The organism is Blastomonas fulva (assembly GCF_003431825.1).
Classification (GTDB): Bacteria; Pseudomonadota; Alphaproteobacteria; order Sphingomonadales; family Sphingomonadaceae; genus Blastomonas; species Blastomonas fulva.
Map to the genome: position 1 here is coordinate 242,164 of NZ_CP020083.1, position 19,740 is coordinate 261,903.

At 60.0% G+C, this 19,740-nt stretch carries 16 protein-coding genes; 5 read left to right on the forward strand and 11 right to left on the reverse strand.

What is annotated here, in order from left to right:
* Positions 1 to 195: 195 nt before the first annotated feature.
* The 5 genes from B5J99_RS01190 to B5J99_RS01210 form a co-directional block, all read right to left on the reverse strand.
* The gene (locus B5J99_RS01190) at positions 196 to 1,422 is read right to left on the reverse strand and encodes a CmpA/NrtA family ABC transporter substrate-binding protein (RefSeq protein WP_245991704.1); all 1,227 of its coding nucleotides are present in this window, start codon (positions 1,420 to 1,422) and stop codon (positions 196 to 198) included.
* A complete protein-coding gene (locus tag B5J99_RS01195; protein ID WP_117351204.1) occupies positions 1,419 to 2,000 on the reverse strand; it encodes an ANTAR domain-containing response regulator in 582 nt (193 codons plus the stop codon). Before B5J99_RS01195 ends, B5J99_RS01190 begins: the two co-directional genes overlap by 4 nt.
* A 933-nt stretch (positions 2,001 to 2,933) precedes the next feature.
* On the reverse strand, positions 2,934 to 3,278 hold the full coding sequence (locus tag B5J99_RS01200; RefSeq protein WP_117351205.1) for a hypothetical protein: 345 nt from the start codon (positions 3,276 to 3,278) through the stop codon (positions 2,934 to 2,936).
* 245 nt (positions 3,279 to 3,523) lie between these two features.
* Positions 3,524 to 4,369, reverse strand: coding sequence for a hypothetical protein (locus tag B5J99_RS01205; protein ID WP_162892399.1), 846 nt, complete (start codon positions 4,367 to 4,369; stop codon positions 3,524 to 3,526).
* A gap of 98 nt (positions 4,370 to 4,467) precedes the next feature.
* Complete coding sequence (locus tag B5J99_RS01210; protein WP_245991705.1) at positions 4,468 to 5,565, reverse strand: S8 family serine peptidase; 1,098 nt, start codon at positions 5,563 to 5,565, stop codon at positions 4,468 to 4,470.
* Between the two features lie 209 nt (positions 5,566 to 5,774).
* Here B5J99_RS01210 and B5J99_RS01215 point away from each other — a divergent pair, with 209 nt between their 5' ends.
* Complete coding sequence (locus tag B5J99_RS01215) at positions 5,775 to 6,311, forward strand: RNA polymerase sigma factor (RefSeq protein WP_117351208.1); 537 nt, start codon at positions 5,775 to 5,777, stop codon at positions 6,309 to 6,311.
* Positions 6,308 to 7,033 (forward strand): anti-sigma factor family protein, encoded by a 726-nt coding sequence (locus tag B5J99_RS19445; RefSeq protein WP_162892400.1) that lies wholly within the window; start codon positions 6,308 to 6,310, stop codon positions 7,031 to 7,033. The genes B5J99_RS01215 and B5J99_RS19445 overlap by 4 nt, the downstream gene beginning before the upstream one ends.
* A gap of 16 nt (positions 7,034 to 7,049) precedes the next feature.
* On the opposite strand, the gene B5J99_RS01230 is transcribed toward B5J99_RS19445, so the two are convergent.
* A complete protein-coding gene (locus B5J99_RS01230) occupies positions 7,050 to 8,939 on the reverse strand; it encodes a putative bifunctional diguanylate cyclase/phosphodiesterase (protein ID WP_117351211.1) in 1,890 nt (629 codons plus the stop codon).
* A 396-nt stretch (positions 8,940 to 9,335) separates the two neighbouring features.
* Positions 9,336 to 10,412, reverse strand: coding sequence for a winged helix-turn-helix domain-containing protein (locus tag B5J99_RS01235; protein ID WP_117351212.1), 1,077 nt, complete (start codon positions 10,410 to 10,412; stop codon positions 9,336 to 9,338).
* Positions 10,413 to 10,489: 77 nt separating this feature from the next.
* Between B5J99_RS01235 and B5J99_RS01240 the strand changes: the two genes are divergently transcribed.
* Positions 10,490 to 11,041 (forward strand): hypothetical protein, encoded by a 552-nt coding sequence (locus B5J99_RS01240; RefSeq protein ID WP_162892401.1) that lies wholly within the window; start codon positions 10,490 to 10,492, stop codon positions 11,039 to 11,041.
* Between the two features lie 340 nt (positions 11,042 to 11,381).
* Here B5J99_RS01240 and B5J99_RS01245 read toward each other — a convergent pair whose 3' ends face one another.
* From B5J99_RS01245 to B5J99_RS01260, 4 genes are all read right to left on the reverse strand, one after another.
* Positions 11,382 to 12,614 (reverse strand): PepSY-associated TM helix domain-containing protein, encoded by a 1,233-nt coding sequence (locus tag B5J99_RS01245; RefSeq protein ID WP_162892402.1) that lies wholly within the window; start codon positions 12,612 to 12,614, stop codon positions 11,382 to 11,384.
* The gene (locus B5J99_RS01250; protein WP_117351215.1) at positions 12,595 to 14,718 is read right to left on the reverse strand and encodes a TonB-dependent receptor; all 2,124 of its coding nucleotides are present in this window, start codon (positions 14,716 to 14,718) and stop codon (positions 12,595 to 12,597) included. The genes B5J99_RS01245 and B5J99_RS01250 overlap by 20 nt, the downstream gene beginning before the upstream one ends.
* Positions 14,719 to 14,848: 130 nt before the next feature.
* The gene (locus tag B5J99_RS01255) at positions 14,849 to 16,651 is read right to left on the reverse strand and encodes a sensor domain-containing diguanylate cyclase (RefSeq protein ID WP_162892403.1); all 1,803 of its coding nucleotides are present in this window, start codon (positions 16,649 to 16,651) and stop codon (positions 14,849 to 14,851) included.
* Positions 16,652 to 16,745: 94 nt separating this feature from the next.
* The gene (locus B5J99_RS01260; RefSeq protein ID WP_117351217.1) at positions 16,746 to 17,045 is read right to left on the reverse strand and encodes a hypothetical protein; all 300 of its coding nucleotides are present in this window, start codon (positions 17,043 to 17,045) and stop codon (positions 16,746 to 16,748) included.
* Between the two features lie 209 nt (positions 17,046 to 17,254).
* On the opposite strand from B5J99_RS01260, the gene B5J99_RS01265 reads away from it, so the two are divergent.
* Both B5J99_RS01265 and B5J99_RS01270 read left to right on the forward strand, forming a co-directional pair.
* Positions 17,255 to 18,499, forward strand: coding sequence for a TolC family protein (locus B5J99_RS01265; RefSeq protein ID WP_117351218.1), 1,245 nt, complete (start codon positions 17,255 to 17,257; stop codon positions 18,497 to 18,499).
* Positions 18,500 to 18,534: 35 nt separating this feature from the next.
* Positions 18,535 to 19,740 (forward strand): efflux RND transporter periplasmic adaptor subunit, encoded by a 1,206-nt coding sequence (locus B5J99_RS01270; protein WP_245991706.1) that lies wholly within the window; start codon positions 18,535 to 18,537, stop codon positions 19,738 to 19,740.

The following is a 19,740-nucleotide window of genomic DNA, read 5'->3' on the forward strand; positions in this document are numbered from 1 at the left end:
AGGACCGGTTCGGGCGGCGTCGTTGCCATGCCTCGGTTGGACCGAAGCGGCCAGTTCAGCCCTTCACTGGACAGACCTGGTTATTATAGATCACGCATCATTGCCTGATCTTGGTATAAGTTGTCAGCGAATCGAGTTTAGCGCAAGCAAATTTTTGTGCGTTGCAGCAATTGCAATTGCGAGAGGCTAGTCCGCTCAAATCATGGGCTTTGTGCGCTGGTGCTCCAGGTAGTCCATCGCCCGATCAGGATCGAACTGCACGCGATCGAAGAACTGGTCTTCACCGAGAATCAGTCTGCCGGTCTGGCTGGAGGCACCACGAGGTACGCTGTTGGCACCTTCCACCTTGGCACTGGCACCGGGCAGGATCGCATCGGTTCCGGCCAGCGCGGACCTGTAGATGTCAGGGCGGAACACCTTTGCTGCTCCGGCAAAACCCGCCTCGCTTGCTTCGGCATGACGCCAGCGGGCCATCTGCGAATACAGCCACATGGCCTGGCTGCGCCAGGGGAAGTTGGCGGCCTCACGATGCTGAAACATGAAGTCGGGATAATGAATGGCATCGGCCCCCTTCGTCAGCCGGATACGGTCCGTGGTTGCCCGCAAGATCGTGTCGCTGGGCGCGTCCAGATATTCGGACCGTGACAATATGGCCGCATTTGCCTCGGCATTGCGAGGCTCGACGAAATGCGCAGCCGCACGGTGCAGCGCGCGCACCAGCCGTTCGATGGCATCGGTATCGGCATTGGAACTATCGAGCCGCACCGCCAGCACTTTTTCCACACCCCGCCGCCAGATCTGCGCAGTCGCCAGCATGATCCGCCCGACACCGCGATCCACCGCGATGCTGTTCCACGGTTCGCCAACGCAAATGCCGTCAACATCACCGCAGGCCAGTGCATCGGCGGCAAAGGGCGGGCTGGTGACGGTGATCTCGACATCGCGGTCAGGCTGAATCCCTACGCCAGCCAGCCAGTAGCGCAGCATATAGTTGTGGCTGGAATAGCGATGGACCACCCCGAAACGCAGCGGTTTGCCGATGGCGACCCGCCGGGCCGCCTCCAGCTTCAACCTTGCGCCAATTTCGAATGGGTCACCCAGCGAGTTGTCCAGCATCAAGGCATCCGCCAGTACCGTCGAGACGGTAAAGGCGTTGCCGTTGAGACCGAGCACGAACGGAACGGCGAGCGGAACAGCTGGCCTGTCGCATCCCAATGCGGTGGCTATGGCCAGCGGTGCGACCATGTGCGCAGCATCCGTCTGCCCATACATCAAACGGTCGCGTACCGCCGCCCAGGTGATGTCGCGGACCAGCTCAAGACCCAGGCCCTCATCCTCGGCAAAGCCCAGTTCATGCGCCAGGATGGGCAGCGCTGCATCAACCAGCGGCAGGAAGCCGATCCTCATGACGGTGTTGCTCAAAGCATGTCTCCCATCAGGGCTTCGCTGGTCACGATCGCCTCGGCGATTTCGGCAATGCGGCGGTTGGATCGCATCGCATGATTGCGCAGCAGGGCATAAGCAGCAGGTTCATCCAGCCCTTTGCGCTTCATCAGGATCGCCTTGGCGCGATCGATCGCCTGCCGGTCGGCCAGCGCGGTCCGGGCTTCAGTGAGCTCGGCCTGCAGCCGTGAAAATGCCTGAAAACGACGGATGGCCAGGTCCAGCACCGGCTTGATGCGCTGCTTGGCCAGGCCATCGACAACATAGGCCGATACGCCCGCATCCACCGCCGCGCTGGTCGACTCGGCATCGCTCTGATCGACGAACATCGCGATCGGGCGTGCCAGCGCGCGCGACATCGCGAAAAAGTCCTCGAGCATGTCGCGGCTCGGGTTCTCAAGGTTGATTAGGACCACTTCGGGGGCGGCACGTTCGATCTGTGTGGCAAGGCCTGCTGCATGGTCGATGATCACAAGATCGGTCAGGCCAGCCTCGCGCAGGCCGTCAGAGATGATCGCTGCACGCGTGGTGCTGGTGTCGATGATCGCGATCCGCATGATCCGGCTACTAGCGTTCCAAACCCTCTTGCAGCAAGCTCTCCCTATGCGCTGCGAGGTTTTTCGCCAGATTATCAAACCAATACCGATTGAGGTGGCGGCAGGGGTGCTTCGAAGGCACCCACCAAGACGGGGCGTTATTGGCAGGCTGGCGTAATGACAGTCGTTCACTAAATTTGATAAATGGCATTTCAACGAGTCGGCTTCACGATCTCGCCCATGGACTGCTCGAAGAACCTTAGGCAAGTGACTGCCGACAGATGTTGGGCAACCGAGAGGCTCAGCGCTATAAGTTCCAAGCCCCTCGGCCGCAGCCCGCACCGGGTCGCAAAATGCAAGCTGGCACTTTGTGTGCCGCTCAAGGATGCTTTTAGGGCTCGCGCAGAGATGTGATGCAGCGCACAGCGGCGATATTTACCGCTGATGGTCATCCCAATTTTAAATGGTGAACAAAAAGGATGGCCGGAACAGCGGGGTTGCCGAAACCGGCCTTCTTCTCTGGCACCGATTGGAGGCTCATGACCAGCGGACGGCGCCAAGCGTTCGCTGCCATGATTGCACTGCAATGTCATCAGGCTGGTTCCAGTTAGAATATGATCAATGGCAGTGTAAACCAGTCCGCTTCGCGTATGGCCGGTTTCGGTGATACTAGACATTGCCATTAGCGCTGGTCATCGCCGACCATGTCCCACGATCAGGCGTTCGCGTTCGTCAGCAGTCGACCTAAAATAAGGCATTCCAACGCAGCGGCGGGGCTGTCGGCTCGCGCTGAAATCGGTCATCCATGGGATCAACAGTAAACGGGCTTCTACCTGCCATCAGCTACATCTTCGCGAATGCGGCAAAAGGCTTAAGGGCCGACCAGACGGCCGGCCCTCTCGTCGCCAGTTGGCCAGAGCCAGTCAGTACGCAGTCGATTGGTCTTTCGGGTCCTCAATCAACGATGGTCACATTGCCCATGCGATAGCCCTTTTTGGCCATTTTCTTTGTGTAGTGCACACGTTCATGCTTCAGTTCGACCGCATATTCCTCCCATGCATCGCGGCGGTCCTCGATGTCGGTTGCCCGGCGAAGGTCGCCGCTCAGTTCCTTTTTCGACTCAAGGACATTGATCCGGTAATCGAACCACAGATGGTTCTGGATGCCTGCGATCGGCGAGGGGATGATCTGCTTCTCCTCGATGAGCGCGATGCGCTCCTCATACAGCATGGGAACGGCTGCACTGGCGACAGTTGCAAGACCGAAGATCGACATTGTCAGTGTGGCAAGCTTGAACATTTTCAATTCTCCTTTTGCTGAACATCACCATTATTGGCGGTCAAACAGGAAACGATTGGGCAGCGCAGTTTAATCCGCCCACGGCGCATATTTTTGTTGCCAATCGAGCGTGCGGGCAGCAATTATCGTCAGGCGCGAAGAGAGGCGGACACGGCGAACGCGTCCGCCCCTAAGTTTGCGCGGTTCGCCCACAAGCAGGCGGAAAAGAGCAAGCCCGATAAGAGCCAGATTAAGATTCTGGTCGTTTATTCTGCCGGTTCAGCGGTGTCCTGGCCCTCAGCGGAAGCTGCCCCACTGGCCTGAGCCAGCACCAGCGCATCGCCAGACGCGCTGAACATTCCGGTGGGTAATTCGCGGGTCACCTTGCCCTGCTTGACGACCACCTGCTGAACCTCACCCCGGCTGTTGGCCACCAATTGGCTGACTTTGCCGAGCGAAGCACCGTCCGGGGTCATCACCGGCATACCACGACTGACGGCGGCAACGCCTTCACCGGCAGCCGCAGCACTGCCAGCGACTGCAAGCGGGCTAGACATCAGCGAACCACCAGCCGAGCCTGCGCCGCTGCCTGAAGCTGCACCGCCAGTTGGAGCATTCATGTCGGGAATGCTTGAGACCGCCTCTCCAGCCCTTGACCTGGCACCCTGAACCACCGGTGCGACGGCCCCGGTAACCGCGTCTGTGCCGATCAGCTGTGCATTGGCACTGCCCTGACCGTTGGCGGCACCGCTACCAGACATATTGGCCATTTGGCTGGCAGTGGGCACAACAACGTCTGCCAGGCTGGCGGTCGAGCCTGAGATCGAACCATTGGCGCTGCGGTTTGCCGAGACGGTGCCACGACGTGCATCGACCGACTGGCTGCCATCGGTGGAACCAGAGCCGTCTACCGATCCGCGCACGGTGCGGGTGGTGCGATCCAGTGCGCCTCCGATTGAGCTGCCGATCGAATTGTCGAGCGTGCCGCCAAGGGAACCACCCAACGATCCCCCGAGGCCACCGCCAAGCCCGCCGCCGCCCAGCAACTGCGCCTGCGCGGCTGCCGGGAAGAGAGCGATTGCGGCTGCTGCAAAAATGATCTTTCTCATCATGCTATCCTTTCAACTATATGGCAGCGGCGTCATTGCCTGCTCACCTGAAAGGACAACGGATGGGAAAACCGGTTTAATTCATGGGGGGTGCGAATAAGTCATTTCATTTTGCCGCAGCCCTCGCACAAAAGCCCGCGTCCATAGCGTTTGTCGGGTCCCTTCTGGCCCAGATCTCGCGCCTGTGCGTCAAGCTGGGTCTGCCATTTGCCACCATTTGCCATTGCGGCAGCAACCCTGATCGCCACAAGTGGTGTCGCAAAAGAGGTGCCGCGCAGCTTGACCGACTTACCTTTGGCATTGAGACCGTACACATCTGCGCCTGGTGCTGCGTAGTCAATGTGGAGCGCTCGCCCCGCCTCGATCAGCGCACGCCTTTTGCGGTCCACACCAGTTACCGCCACAACTCCGTCATACGAAGCGGGAAAGGCAGGCGGCGATGCCGGCCCATCATTGCCTACTGCTGCAACCACCACGACACCGCGCTGCTGCGCCCGTCGTATCGCGCGTTCCAGAACCTTGTTGCGGGGTCCAACCAAGCTGATGGTGATCACCTTGCAGCCGTTATTAGCGAGCCAGCCCAGCCCTTGCACGATGGCGAGAGCGTTGCCCCCTGCGGGGTCACTGCCATAGACATCGGCCACCCACAGCCGGCTTGCTCCCTCGCCATGAAGCAGGCTGGCGACCGCACTTCCATGATCCGAAGGCAGCAGAGCCCCCGTGGCAAAGCCCTTGCGGCCCGTCACTCGGATGGCGGGTCCAGGCGCGCCGTCGATTATCCCTATCGGCGTTTCGACGGGGATTTGCGCCTGCACAACAAGCAGACCGGGCAGAACGACCGCGCCCTTGCCAGCAACCGAGCTTTCGGATTGCCAGTGCAGGTTATCCGCGCTGATGTCTGCCCCCGGCGCAATCTGTGCAGCAAGCGCCTGCGCCTTGGACAAGTCCACTCCGGCGGGGACACGCAGTCGCGTTATCTGAAGGTCGAGCCCCTCGATAGTCTCTTGGCCAATGACAGCAAAACCTGCCCGTTTAAGACTGTTCAGGTCGTCGGGGCTTATTCCGACCGAAAGTAACTCTCCGCGCCGGGCGAGGCTGCCTGTCGCATCGCGCTCGATCCGGTCCCTGTTTTGCCTCAGCAGGCGTGCAAGTTGCTGGTCACGCAAGCGCAACAGATCGCGCGCCTGTCGTTCCAGCAAGCTGCTGGCCCGATCAAGGGAATCTCCGACCTCATCGACGAGACCTCCGACGGCGCCTCCCACCCTCGGCAGCCCGACTTGGCCCAGTGGCGATCGCAACTGGGCCCATGACGGGGCTGCCATGGTCATCGCACATAACAATGAGACAAAGATGATAGCTCGCGATCTGCGCATGATTGGTTCTATCCTCTTTTTTTGCTTAAGCACGGATGAAACGTGCGAGCCCATCCGTTTCATCCATCAGAAAGGCGCTAAACCTGACCAAGGCGTTTGAACCACTGCTGATTGATCTTCTGCCAAAGATGCGACGGTTTGCATGCGGCCTGACGGGCTCGACTGCTGACGGTGACGATCTGTGCCAGATGACGATCGAACGTGCCTTGGCCCGCCGCAACCAGTGGCAAGAGGGGACACGCCTGGATAGCTGGATGTATAAGATAATGCGAAACCTGTTCATCGACGAGATGCGCGCCTCGCGCCGCCGCAGCGAGACTTTCGTGGCCGAGGAGGCAGGTCTGTCAGTGGGATCGTCTGGCGGACAGGAAGCAAGTGTGGAGCTTGGCATGATTGACCGCGCAATGATGCGACTGCCTGAAGAGCAGCGAGAAGCCGTGTTGTTGGTGATGGTGGAGGGGTGTTCATACAGGGAAGCAGCCGAAATCGTAGGCTGCCCGGTTGGCACGCTCAATTCCCGACTGGTGCGCGGCAGGGATGCCTTGCAAGGTCTGTTGGAGGACGCCGCATGAACATCTCACCGGAAATGATTGCCGCCTTCGCTGATGGCGAACTGGCGGGTGCTGAAAAGGCACAGGTAGAGGCGGAAATTGCTGCTGATCCGACACTTGCGAGCGAGGTCGAGAGGCATCGCCGGCTCAAAGCCTTGCTCGCTGCGCGCTATGCCCCAATCGTAACCGAAGAGGTTCCGGCCCATCTTGTGGCGCTACTGCAAACATCCGAGCCGCACAGAGACAAAGTGGGTGAGGTCATCAGTCTTGCAGCTGCACGCAGCAAGCGCGGATTGCCACCCATGGTCCGGCGCTGGGTGCCCATCGCCGGACCTGCAATCGCTGCCTCCTTGGTGCTGGCGTTTTGGCAACCTTGGCAGCCAAGCCTTCCAGACGGATATGCGGACGAGGAATTGGCGAGCATGCTCGAGAACAGACTTGTGTCCAGTCAATCCGCAGATGCAGAGCCGCGCGTCTTGCTCAGTTTTGAGGCTGAGGGCGGCAAATTCTGTCGCGCTTGGCGAGGAGCGACCGAAGGCGGCATTGCTTGTCGGAATGCAAGTGGTTGGAAAATCGAGCAGGAATTTGCCGTTAGCGGGAGGTCATCGACCGAGTATCGCCAGGCAGGCAGTGAGGTTGAGATCCTGGCAGCAGCGCAGGAAATGGCGGCTGGCGATGCTCTGGATGCCCAAGGCGAGAAACGTGCATCGGCAAGCGGCTGGCGGACTTCAGTCGCCAACTGACGCGGTCGACCGGCAACTATCTCGGCCCTACAAAGCCTGTTATGGGCGCCGCAGGACCATTGACATATTGCCCCCTTTTCAAAAGGAGCGCGGTCATTTCAATCCGATCGACCGCCTGGGAATACAGAAAGCCCTGCGCTAATGTGCAGCCTGCGGCCTGCAGCAACCGTGCCTGCTCCTCGGACTCGACACCTTCTGCAATGATGCGGGTATCCATTTTCTGGGCAATGCGGATGAGGCTTTCGACGATCGTCATGCTGACGCTGCCGGCGGCCAGATGTTCGATAAAGGTTTTGTCGATCCTGATGATGTCGACTGGAATTGTGAGCAGGTGTGTGAGCGAAGCAAAACCTGTCCCGAAGTCGTCCAGTGCGATACGAATACCCTTCGCACGCAACGCCTTGATGCCTTGCTGAACCGCTTGATCACCTTCACCCATATAAACTGTTTCGGTGACCTCCAGGATCACATGCTCCAGCGAGACGCCCTCGCGTTCAAAAACAGAGGTGAGCACACGCTCGACCGTGCCCCCACTCAAATCAGCCGATGACACATTAATACCGACATGTTGGAAAGGGATACCCATATCCAGCCAGCGGCGCACGTCCGCTGCGACAATGCTCATCATCCGAGCGGTCAAGGCGGTTGCCACATGCACATCGGTTGTCGCCTCGTGAAATGCCTTGGTCGGTACGATCTTGTTGCCCATCCGCATCCGACAGAGCGCTTCCAAGCCCACCACTTCGCGCGTATCCAGCCGAAAAATGGGCTGATAAAACGCATCAATCCGGTTATCGCGCAATGCGGCGTTCACATCACGGATCGCGCCCAGTCGTTGTGCCATGGTTGAGCCCAGGCCCGGCCAGTAGCGGACAAAGCCGCCACGACCGGTTTCTTTGGCATGATACAGTGCGAAGTCGGCGTTCTTGCGAACGTGTTCGACACTCGGTTCATCGCCTGAAACCACTGCGCCCCCGATGGTGGCCCGGGGCACGATTATCTGCCCGCCGCAATCGGCAGGTGTGGCCAGAGCACTGGTAATGGTCTCTGCCGTGGCATCCAGATCGCGCAACGCCTGCGGCGCCTTGATGACGATCGCAAACTCATCTCCACCAACGCGGAACGTACGGCTGGGGCATGCGGCGGTGGCGATACGATCGCTGGCGATCTGAAGGAGCATATCACCAGCGTGATGGCCGAAGGTGTCGTTGACGATCTTCAGGTTGTCGAGATCAAGCACGAATATCGCCCAGCGACCCGCCGCGCGACAATCGAGCGTGAGCAATTCGGCGTTGAATGCGGCACGGTTGGGCAATCCTGTCAGCGCGTCAGTCAACGCGCGTCTCTCGTGTTCGTTTACGCGCTGATGGCGGTCAATGGCGATAATGCACAGGTGAACGCAGTTGCGCACGACAGCTTGTTCAAATGGCGTTGGACCACGGCAGTCGGCGAAATATATCCCGAACGTTGCAATCGTTACGCCATCTGCATCAATGATCGGGCTGGACCAACAGGCGCGCAGGCCGTGTGGCAGCGCTAGATGCTTATAGTCCACCCAGCGAGGGTCGGTTGCAATGTCAATGGCTACGACATCCTCGCCCAAATAGGCCGCCGTGCCACAAGAGCCATTCGACGGACCGATGAGAGCTCCATCAAGGGCATCTGAGTATGATTTCGGCAAACTTGGGCCAGCCAGCGGATGGAGAGCTCCTGTACCATCAACACTCAGCACCGAACATTTCACCGCAGGTAACAGCGACTCCACTTCTCTGCAAAGCAGTGTGCACGTCACCGCGAGGTCGGCACCTTTGGCGATAGATTCCAAAATGGTATTTTGCAGCCTGAGCAAGGCATTGCCCGACCCAGATGGGTTTTGGTTTGCTGCAGGCTGCTCGTCCAAATCCATTCGCCGCAATTAAGCCGTTCTGGTTTCGATTTTGTTTAGATTTGGGGCCAATCAGGTTTGCCCGTCGGTCCTATGAGCGACTGCGATATGACAACAGTCAACATTCGTACCAATCATTGTCGTTTCCCAATGGCGATCAGATGACATGCTAGTGACCGATTTATCCAAAAACTGCCATTCGCGGACAGGCGCGAAAGGGCCGATTAGTCCCAAAAGAGGCATTCCGCTTCCGGTAGCACACGACCCAGAGTCAGTCGTGCCCGATCATCAGGATGAACGTCTGCTTCCACCGAACGCCGCCATGCGCCATTCGGGGTCGAGCCCCAAACCCGCTGATGACTACAACTGAGGTGGCTTACCGAAGGTCGACTATCAATATGCATCGGCATGCGTTTCTTAGTCAGATTTTATCGGCCGGTTGCGCGCAACCAAGAGACCTACGCCGATCGACAAAATGAAAATTTGGCTTTCCGCGCCAACCGTGAGCCCAATCGCCGCCCTCGTAAGTCCTGCCTCGCCGAGCACCATGCCGATGTTTGCAAGGTTAATCTGCGTCCCAGAAAGGCCCTGCGCAACGGCTTGAAGGGAGCCGACGAGCAATGTCCCTCCGGAGAAGAAAATGAGGCCAGCTGCGCCGGCACCTGCAATCACGCAAACGGCGATCACGATCCGCCAAGGATATCCTGCTAATGCTGCCCAAGCAACAACGCCCGCAGCCGTGCCGAGCGCTACGCCTTCGAAGGGCCCGGTGACATTCGCTATGGACACCCCCGACAGCAACCCTACGCTTTCTCTTCCGAGCAGGTTGCCTAGTGCGCCAACGGCAAGGCCGCCGATCGCGGCTCCAGCCACCAACCATCCATCAGCATGTTCGCGCCACGTCAGAGCCGCAGCCATGCCGGCGCCAAGCCCCGCACCGGCGAGCAAACCGAGCGTGCCTATCATCGCCGCCAGGATAAGCACCTGCGCGCCGCCGCCAGTCGCTGCAATCACGCCGTAGATCAGGCCGGCCACCACGCCTGACGCAAGGCCCGCCAGCGTGCAGGCACCGGCGACATGCGATCCTTGTGCACGCGGCGATACTGGTACCTGAGTGGATTGTACGGCGACGAAGCGATAGCCGTGTTTGGGCACGGTCTCGATGAAGCGCGGATTGGCGGCATCATCGCCCAGCGCACGGCGCAGCGTCCGGATGCATTGCGTTAGCGCCTCGTCCGTCACCGGGATGCCGTGCCACACCTGTTCCAAGAACACGTCCTTGGTGACAAGATCCCCACGCCGGGAGACGAGCAGAGCGAGTGCGTCGAAATACCGACTGCCAAGCTCGATCGGCAGGCCGTCCTTACGCAACTGCCGGTTGTCGCAATCGAGCAGGAACGCGTCAAATCGGAAGATGCGGGCCGGTGTCTCCATGTTCCAGCGGTTTGGTGCCATCTCCCGGCCAAAGCAAGCATCGCGCGTGGTTTCAGCCATTACTCATGAATTGCTCATGCCTTTCACACGGGGCCGGATCAAGGTCGCTGCGAGAAAACCACTGGGAGGCCTTCATTATGAACGACCATTCTTCGACCCGATCCCCACTTTTTAACGGATGGCGAATTGCTGGCTGGGGTAGCCTTCTGGCGCTGTTGATGCTGCCTGCACTGGCGATGCAGATGACTGGCGAGGTGAACTGGACCGCTGGCGATTTCGTTTTCGCTACGATCCTGTTGGGCTCTGTCGGAACCGTGGTTGAATTGGCGGCGCGTTTTGCCCGGCCTGGTGCGCCACACATCGGTTACATCATTGCCGGCTTCACGGCCTTTTTCACCTTCTGGTTGAACGCTGCGGTTGGCATCATCGGCGAGGAGGACTCCGTAAACATCTTCTTTTTCCTCATGGTTGCAGGGGCCATTCTTTCCGCGATGATCGTCCGGTTCCGACCGGGAGCGATGCGATGGATCGCAATGCTGCTGGCCATCGGTCAATATGCTGTTGGTATCGCCGCGCTCAGGATGATGCCTGGTCACTCGGTCGAATGGGGCTTTCTCACCGTTTTTGTGCTGTTGTGGCTGACGGCAGCATGGTGTTTCAATCGTGCTGTCATCAACCGGGCCAGTTAGATCGAGGACTGGCCGGACTGGCCGCTTTCTGCAACCGGGATCGACCGCTAAGGGGTTGCATTTAGAATTTCAGCTTTTGGGAAGCAAACCACGGATTGCGGCCATTTGCGGGCCGCGTGGGGTCCTGTCAGCTGCCGACCAGACTCCGTTGTTCACATCGGCCAACGAGAATAACCGCTCATGATAGGAGCTGCCGCTTGCACATTGATACGATCAGCAATGCCCGGCCCTCGGTTGAACTTGGTCAAAGCGCATAGGCAGAAGCGATCTCCGCCTGGAATAATGTGTCATCCATTTTGTGCGTGGCTCAGCGCGCACCTAGTTCAGCTGGCTTGGCCATTCACCAGAACCAGAACGCGATCCCAGGCACAACCGTGGTCGCAAGGATGCTCGGCCATTTCCACCCACCGAGGTAATCCAGCATGCCCATGGTAACACCGCTGCCTGCCGCGATGCGCAGGCGCTTTGCATAGATTACCGCCCCGCTGCCCGCCATCGCCACCAGAGCGATGCCGAACGCCACCCAGATCAGCTTGGTCACGAGGCCGCCAAAAGTTCCGAAATGCAGCGGGTCGGCCGTGTGGACAATCCGCTCGCCCACGCCCATGCTGTGAGCGATGCGCTTGCCGACCATCTTGCCGGTTGCAGGATCGATAAAAACCGCATTGGTGCGCTCACGCACCAGCCAGGCCCGCCATTGGCCCTGAACGATGGCCGGGTCGCCGGGTCCATAAGGCAGATGGACCGCGGTGATCGCAAGGCCGGGCATTTCGCGCCGGGCGATCCCGGTCCAGCGATTGATCTGGTCGCCAGTGATGTCGGTCGCCGGTTGGAGGCGTTTCACAACCGGTGGCGAAGTGTTCAGGTCCAGCCCGGCGTGCTCGGCGAAATACCAGATGGATGTGATGCCGATGATCGCCACGAACCACAGTGACCACAGCCCGATGAGGCGGTGGAGATCGCCCATCAGCGTGCGAAGGTCGCGATGCCAGCGCGGCTTGCGCAAAAAACCACGCCAGAACTTCTTGTAGCTGATCAGTCCGGTCACCAGCGACAGGATGAGCACGAACCCGAGCGAGGTCACGATGTACATCGGGATAGGTCCGGGCGCGAACAGATAGTAATGCAGCGCGCGCATCGCATCCTGAAAGCTGCGGCCATATTCGTGCCCTGTCACCCGTGACGTGCCGGGGTCGACGTAGATCGTGAAATCCCTGCCACCGGCGTCGGTCGCGGACACCGACTTGGCGAAATAGGGAGCATCGTCGCGTTCGTACGATCCGATCGCGGTCAGCGTCGCATCTGGATGGGCGGCCTTGGCGGCATCCCACATCGCTCCCCAGTCTACCTCGCCCTGCAGCGGGGATGCGCGCACGGCAGGCTTGTAGAGCCATTCTATCTCATGCGCGACCGTGGCGATGGTACCGGTCAGGCAGACGAAACCCAGGAACAGGCTGAGCTTCAGGCCGACAAGCGAGTGCAGCCAGTAGGACAGCGGCACGGCCTTGCGGCGCACCGCCCTTGCCTGACCGCCATGGGCCATGCGCGGGGTGTCAGAAACGACCGCTGACACCCACTGTCACCCTGCGTCCCGGCGCTTCCATGAAGGTGAAGCCACCTTGTCCCTGCACCTGGTTGGCGACGCTCACATAACGTTCGTCGAACAGATTGTCGGCGGCGATGTAGATCTCGACCAGCCCTGCCTGATAGCTGACGCTGCCGCTGGCGAGCGTCACCGCGTCGGTATCGACAAAGCCGATCGCCTGCTCGGTCGGGGTGAAGAACGACGACGCCCCGTAATGCGTCATCTGGAAGTTGAGCTTGACCGGTTCGACCGGGCGCCATTCCGCGCGGCCTGTCACCCGGACCGGGACCGCAACGTCGGTGCCGTACGCAATGAAGCGCCCCAGATCCTCGTTGAACACCCGTCCGCGCTGCAGCGTGAAGACGCCTGCCAGGGTGAGGGTGTCGGTGGCCTTCCAGCTGGCATTGGCCTCGAACCCGCGGAAGCGTTCCGGCACGCGCAGCGGGATCAGCGGGCAGAAGGTTTCGCCTGCGCAGCTCGGGTCGGGCTGAATCTGCGAAGAGGATGCCGATCGCGAATGATAGACCGCCAGGCCGAAATTCACCATGCCGATGTCACCCCTGAGGCCAAGCTCGTATTGATCGGAGGTCGCAGGCTCGACCGTGATCAGCGAGGGATCGGTCGCGCCGCGTGCCGCCCGACCAAGCTGGGTGAGTTCGGCGCCCTGGCTGAAGCTCGCATACAGCTGCACGGCGTCGGCGACGGCAAACACCGCGCCCGCGTTCCAAAGGTTCAGGTTCGATTTGCCGAACGCTCCCGGGGTGGCCGCGCGCGGCAGGGCCGGGTTGAAGCCTTCGCGCTCGATGGCGCCGCTGTACCATTCGCGGCGGAAGCCCCCGCTCAAGGTCAGGCGGCCCAGACCCAGTTCGAGCTGGCCGAACGGCGCATAAGTATTGAGGTAGAAGGCGGGCGTCACATAGCCGGTCACCACCTCGCCATCGGCGGCATCGACGTTGAACCGCAGGAAATCGTTGCGGGTGAAGTCGAAGCCATAAGTGGTCTTGAGGCTTCCCGAGCCGATGGGGTAGCTGCGCGTCAGCGCGGACCTGAAGCCCAGGCGGCTGTTCTCGCGGTTGGAGGCGAAGAAATCATCGCCGAAGTCTGCGGTGAAGAAGTTGTCGCGCTGCTTGATCGACTGGTCCTGGTAGAAAAGGCTGACCGACACGTCATGCGCCAGCAGATCGGGATGGCGGTAGCTCAAGGCCATGGTCACGTTGCGGTCGCGGCCCTGGCCCACCTGCGGATGGGGCGCTACCTCGACGATTCGCGACAGGCCGCTGACCGGATCGACGGTGCCGTCCGGATAGAATTGAGGGCCTACATCCTCGTTGTGGAACGTCCCTGTGAAGCGAAGTTCCTGGCCGGCGCCCAGATCGAGCCCCAGCGCTGTCAGCAGGTCGACCGATTCATAGGCCGCCGAGAAGACCGGAAGGCCCGTAGCGCTGCGCACGCGTCCGCCATCGGTATAAGCCGCACCGACATAATAATCGAATGCACCGACCTTCTGGCCGATTCCGGCATACAGGTCGGTGGTGAACGTGTTGCGCGACCGTTCGGTGTTGAAGCTGGTCTGCAAGGTGGCATCGATCTCCAGCGCCTCGCTTTTGGCGCGCCGGGTGATGAGGTTGATGATCCCGCCAGGCGCCCCTGCGCCATACAGCGCGGTGCCGCCGCGAACCACCTCGACCCGCTCGACCGAGAAGGGCGAGATGGTGAACGGGCCTGTGCAAGACCCCGGGCGCAAGTCTTCGTTCACCGGCACACCGTTGATCTGGAACGATGCCGCCCGGCCACGGATGGCGCTGCTGCAGCTCCCGCGCACCTCGCTGTCCTGAACGCTGAGGCCCGGTACGATAAACTCCAGTCCTGAAAGAATATTGCGGTTCTGGCGCAACTGCTCGTTCACCGTCTCCTCATCCACCACCGAAACGGAAATCGGTAGTCGCTCGATAGCCGAGCCTGAGCGGGTGGCCGTGACGACAATCTCTGCCTGATCGCTATGAGGCATGGTTGCATCCGCGCCCAGTGAATCGCCCTGACTCGACGCCAGCGCTGTCGCGGCCATGAGACTTGTGATGATCGACATACCCATCCATGCTTTCGTTCAGGGACCGTCTCTATTGGTGTTGCTAAGCGTTATCAATAGCAAATTACGCTTGCTCGCTGCAGCACGATCGGCTTTCAAGAGAGGGATATGCTATACTTTTTGTGGCAAGCCCGCATTACGACGCGAGGCGTAGCATATTTCGACCATCGGCCTTTGCGGCATACAAAGCTTCATCGGCACGCCGCAAAATGGTCTCGGCAGTTTCACCTTGAGCGAATTCAGCGACGCCGATACTGACCGTTACCGACGGGTTGACTCCCCCCGCCTCGATGATTCTGCGCACCCGCTCTGCGACCTTTAATGCTATGTGCGAACCTGCACCGGGGAAGAGGATCACAAACTCTTCGCCACCAAATCGGCCCAGCATATCGCCGCTGCGAAGCTCGCGGTCGGCATCTTTCGAAACACGCTTGAGGACCTCGTCGCCAACGTGATGACCAAACCGATCATTGATTTGTTTGAAGTGATCAATGTCAAATATCGCGACCGCCAGAGGCCGTCCATGCTTTGTCGAGTTAGCGATTTCCATTTCAAGTTCTGCTGAGATGCGACGCCGGTTTGCAATACCTGTCAACTGGTCAGTTTCAGCCATTAGTTTTGCGTCGTTGGCTGCCTGCCGTGCCAACGCGCTCGCAGCCAGCAGATCTCTTTCGTATATGAATTGGGATGTAATATCCTGAATGATGCCAAACATGCCCGCCGACCCATGGAGCTGTCCCTTTTCAAATTCTCCACGCGACAGGACGTGGCGAATCTCCCCACTGGGTCGAATAATCCGCGCGGTAAACTCGAACCCACACTGATGCTGGATTGCATGATCAAGTTTTTCGGTCACAAGTTTGCGATCATCTGGGTGATAAGCATCAATCGCTCGCGTTAGCGATCTTGGTGTTTCAGCATTCAGCCCATGAATTTTGAAGACCTCTGGTGACCACGTGACCACACCGGAACCAATATCAAGCCTCCAATGCCCAACATTCGCAGCGGTTTCTGCAAGCTGCAGCAGTCTCACAGTTTCACTTAACTGACCGAGGAGACGGCGGCGAGCAGCAAGCAACGCGCTCATTGGCAGAGCCGCTGCAAATAGGGCAAGCAGATAAAACTGAACAAAAAGGCTCTTGAACTGCGCACTGGCATCAATCAGCATTACCGGCCCAGAACCATAACTGATCGCCACTGAGCTGACGGCCGCAGCAATAACCACCCCGCCAGCTGCACCAAGCAAGCCGAGCCGCGACACCGCCACTAAAATGGCAAGCATAGGCAAAAAGAGCAGCGGATAAGTCGACTGGGTGAAAGTCAAAAAGCAAACCAGGACCACCATGGCAAAAATGCCAAAAACCTCCGTCTTGGTTCGTGCCCGAGATCGAATTCGTTGTTTCATCGTAGCTGCTGCAACCACTAGGATCAGGGGGGTTACGAGAAGGATTCCAAGTAGATCCGTCGATAACCACGAGAACCAAAACACCAGTGAGGGAGTCGGCGCAAATGCTGTAGCGATCGTTGCAGCGGAAACTGCGGCTAGTGAGGCTGCGATGCAGTACTCCGCCAGCCGTGCAGGATCCGAAAATGAGATCCATTCACTGCTTCGCCGACGCAGTAGCCATGCCGCCAGAAAGGACTCCATCATGTTGGCCACGGTAAATCCAGTTGCAGTCCAAAGGCTGTTTCCCTGCAAAAGGTTGGCGACCAGGCTGGCAATGCTGGCAGCTCCAATATGCCAGCCGGCACGTTGCCAGGGACTGAGCAGAAGCGCTGCCAAAAGAATACCACTCGAGGGCCATACAGTGGCAATGCCGTCCTGACCGTGACTCCAAGTGAGCGCTGAAATGGCGGCGACAAAATACAGCAGGCCGGTTGAAACAGCCGGCAGTACACTGTGCGCTCTAGCCGCGAGTGAAGACGCAGTGCGATCCATTACAGCTAGATGCCGCATAAGGGTTAACAAGGCGCACTGTCCTTAAGACAGGGCTGAACTTATGGATCGAGAGTGAGCTGCAGCAGATGGTAAGTTAGGTGTTCGCAAAAGCTACAAACTCCGCGGTTTCCTGATCATATGGGCGATCTGTCGCCCCAAGATTGTTGCCGGGCGGGCGTTCTGCTAGCGTAACGTCATGCTTCGCGTGCTTTGCATGATTCTGCTGTTCTGTCTGTTGCTGTCCCACGGCAGCATGGGGGAAGCTGTGCCGCATGCGCATGATGATGAACACGTCCATGCGCCGCACGCTGCGGATTACCCCGATGACGCCGGAAACGATGGCGACTTTGATGATGACGAGCACGCCGTAGCCCCCGAATCTACCGGACATCATGTCCACCTCATTGGGGATGTTTCCTCCGACACAATCGTGCCTTCGGCCCGTCTCATGCGGCACAGGCTGATCATGCGGATCACCTCCGAGGCGTCGCCCGGCTCGCTGCGAACTCCGCCTTTGCTGGAACCACCGTCAGCCTGATCCTGCGCGCAACCGCGCCGACCCAGTGGGCGGCGCATTGACGTTTCGATCAGGAGTGATCCCCGATGCCCTATTTCCTGCGCGCTGCGATGTGCGCAACTGTGCTTGTTTCGAGCGCCTCTGCGCATGCCCAGACCCAGTCCCTCCCGCTGACCCTTGATGATGCCATAGCGCGCGCGATTGCAGCGTCACCGGTGGGCGAGGCATTCGCCGCCCGCGCCGATGCTCTGATTGCGCGCCGTGCTGCCGCCGATACCCGGCCCGCAGCTTCCATTGATGTCCTGGCCGAGAACTTCGGCATCGGGGACAGTGATCTCTATCGTCAGTTCCAGATCGGAGCGATGTATAGCCAGCGGATCGAACGCGGTGGCAAGCGGGCTGCGCGCGTGGCTCTGGCCGACGCCGAATTGGAGGTCGCAGCTGCCGAGGCATTCGTCCGGCGGCTCGACATCGCCTCGACCGTCCAGCGTTTGTATGTCGAGGTCCAAGCCGCCGAGGCGACGATCGACATCGCCAAAGCGCGTGTCGAAATTGCAGAGCAGCTCTCGCGCGAGGTGGGTCGCAGGGTCAGCGATGCACGCGACCCGCTGTTTGCAGGAACGCGCGCAAGGACACAGCTCGCCGAAGCGCGCGTCGATTTGGAACTGGCCGAGCATGCCCGCGATGCTGCGATGAAACGCCTCGTAGCGCTCTGGGACGGCGACGCGACGGGGCTGTCGGTGTCGCGCGAGGACTTCCTGCGCTTTGCTCCCGTTGATGCGGGTGTTCCCCAGTCTGCGGCCGACCTTGCCGTGTATGAGGCGCGCCAGCGCCGGGCATCTGCCGACATTACGTTGCAGCAGGCAGGCGCGCGCACTGACCCAACGGTTTCCGCAGGGCCACGCTATATCGGCACCGGAGATGTCGCGTTGGTCGCGGGCGTCTCTCTCCCGCTTGCGAACCGTGCGCTCAACCAGGCGAACATCGCGCGCGCCGAGGCCGAAAGCAGACAGGCGCAAGCGGACCTTGCTGTCGAACGTTATCAGCGCAGACAGGCGATCATGCTCGCTGCCGAAAAGGTTGAGGAAACCGCGCACGAGGTCGAAGCCGTCCGTGATCAGGTGGTGCCCGGCGCATTGAAGACGCTGGCCGAGGTGCGTGCCGGCTACAATCGCGGGGGCTTCACCTTTCTGGATGTGTCGATGGCGCAGGTCGCGCTGCACGAAGCCCGCGCCCGCATGGTGCGGGTCGCCATCCTTCATCACCAAGCGCGGGTCGAACTCGACCGGCTGACCGGGCGCTTTGCGCCGCACCTTCAAGGAGCCGAATGATGCGCTCAGCGACATTGACAATGATCTGCATGGCCATGCTGCTGCCTCTGGCGGCCTGTGGCGACAGCACGAATACCCACGAAGCCAAGGGCACCGATCTTGCGCCGGGAGAATATGAACGCGGTCCGCACAACGGGCGGATGCTGCGTGACGGCGATTTCGCTCTGGAGCTGACAGTATTCGAGGACGGCGTGCCTCCCGAATACCGGCTCTATGCCTATCGCGATGACAAACCTTTGCCTCCCGGCTCGGTGAAGGCTCAGGTCACGATCAAGCGGCTTGATGGCGAGGTGACGACATTCACCTTCCGCCCGGCGGAAGACTATCTGCGCGGATCGTCCGTGCTGGTCGAGCCGCACAGCTTTGACGTCAGCGTGCGGGCAACCGAAGGCGGCAAGACCCACAAATGGTCGTTTGACTCCTATGAAGGGCGCACGAAGATCAGCAATGCTGCGGCGAAGGCAGCGGGAATCGAGACCGCCATTGCCGGACCTGCCGAAGTTGGCGAGACGCTTGAGATCATCGGCAGGGTCGAGCTTGACCCCTCCGCGACCTCTGAAGTCGGGGCCAAGTTCCCCGGAAGGGTGGTGTCGGTCCACAAGAATATCGGGGACCGGATTGCACGCGGCGCTTTGCTGGCACGGGTGGAAAGCAGCTATTCGCTCCAGACCTACGCGGTTTATGCCCCGACCAGCGGCGTCATCACCCAGCGCAACACCAATGTCGGCGACGTCACCGGCGACGATCCGATCTTCGTGATCGCCGATCCCGCCAGAACGGTTGCGACCTTCCCGATCTTCCCGCGTGACATCGAGAAGGTGCGAGCAGGCCAGGCGGTCGAGATCAAGGCAATCGAGGGAGAGCGAAGCCAGGGATCGACCATCCGCGACTTTCTGCCGCTGGCTGAAGTGCAGACCCAGACCGTGACGGCGCGCGCTGCGCTGCCCAACCCCGGCGGCCTGTGGCGGCCTGGCATGGCGGTGCGCGGTATCGTGACGGTCGAACGGCGCAACGTGCCGCTGGCAGTGCGCACCGAGGCGATCCAGCAGTTCCGTGATTTCCGCGTGGTGTTTGCCAAGATTGGTGAGACCTATGAGGTGCGGATGCTGGAGCTCGGCCGTGAAGGGCCGGAATGGACCGAGGTATTGGGAGGCCTGAAGCCGGGCACAACCTATGCCACGAAGAACAGCTTCGTGATCAAGGCCGATGTCGAAAAATCCGGCGCCAGCCACGACCACTAA

Excerpts from the sequence above, each read along its gene's own strand:
- B5J99_RS01195 (WP_117351204.1), bottom strand. The coding sequence starts at position 2,000 with ATGCGGATCGCGATCATCGACACCAGCACCACGCGTGCAGCGATCATC.
- B5J99_RS01200 (WP_117351205.1), bottom strand. The coding sequence starts at position 3,278 with ATGTTCAAGCTTGCCACACTGACAATGTCGATCTTCGGTCTTGCAACT.
- B5J99_RS01205 (WP_162892399.1), bottom strand. The coding sequence starts at position 4,369 with ATGATGAGAAAGATCATTTTTGCAGCAGCCGCAATCGCTCTCTTCCCG.
- B5J99_RS01215 (WP_117351208.1), top strand. The coding sequence starts at position 5,775 with ATGAAACGTGCGAGCCCATCCGTTTCATCCATCAGAAAGGCGCTAAAC.
- B5J99_RS19445 (WP_162892400.1), top strand. The coding sequence starts at position 6,308 with ATGAACATCTCACCGGAAATGATTGCCGCCTTCGCTGATGGCGAACTG.
- B5J99_RS01230 (WP_117351211.1), bottom strand. The coding sequence starts at position 8,939 with ATGGATTTGGACGAGCAGCCTGCAGCAAACCAAAACCCATCTGGGTCG.
- B5J99_RS01235 (WP_117351212.1), bottom strand. The coding sequence starts at position 10,412 with ATGGCTGAAACCACGCGCGATGCTTGCTTTGGCCGGGAGATGGCACCA.
- B5J99_RS01240 (WP_162892401.1), top strand. The coding sequence starts at position 10,490 with ATGAACGACCATTCTTCGACCCGATCCCCACTTTTTAACGGATGGCGA.
- B5J99_RS01250 (WP_117351215.1), bottom strand. The coding sequence starts at position 14,718 with ATGGGTATGTCGATCATCACAAGTCTCATGGCCGCGACAGCGCTGGCG.
- B5J99_RS01255 (WP_162892403.1), bottom strand. The coding sequence starts at position 16,651 with ATGGATCGCACTGCGTCTTCACTCGCGGCTAGAGCGCACAGTGTACTG.
- B5J99_RS01260 (WP_117351217.1), bottom strand. The coding sequence starts at position 17,045 with ATGATGTCCGGTAGATTCGGGGGCTACGGCGTGCTCGTCATCATCAAA.
- B5J99_RS01265 (WP_117351218.1), top strand. The coding sequence starts at position 17,255 with ATGCCCTATTTCCTGCGCGCTGCGATGTGCGCAACTGTGCTTGTTTCG.
- B5J99_RS01270 (WP_245991706.1), top strand. The coding sequence starts at position 18,535 with ATGCTGCTGCCTCTGGCGGCCTGTGGCGACAGCACGAATACCCACGAA.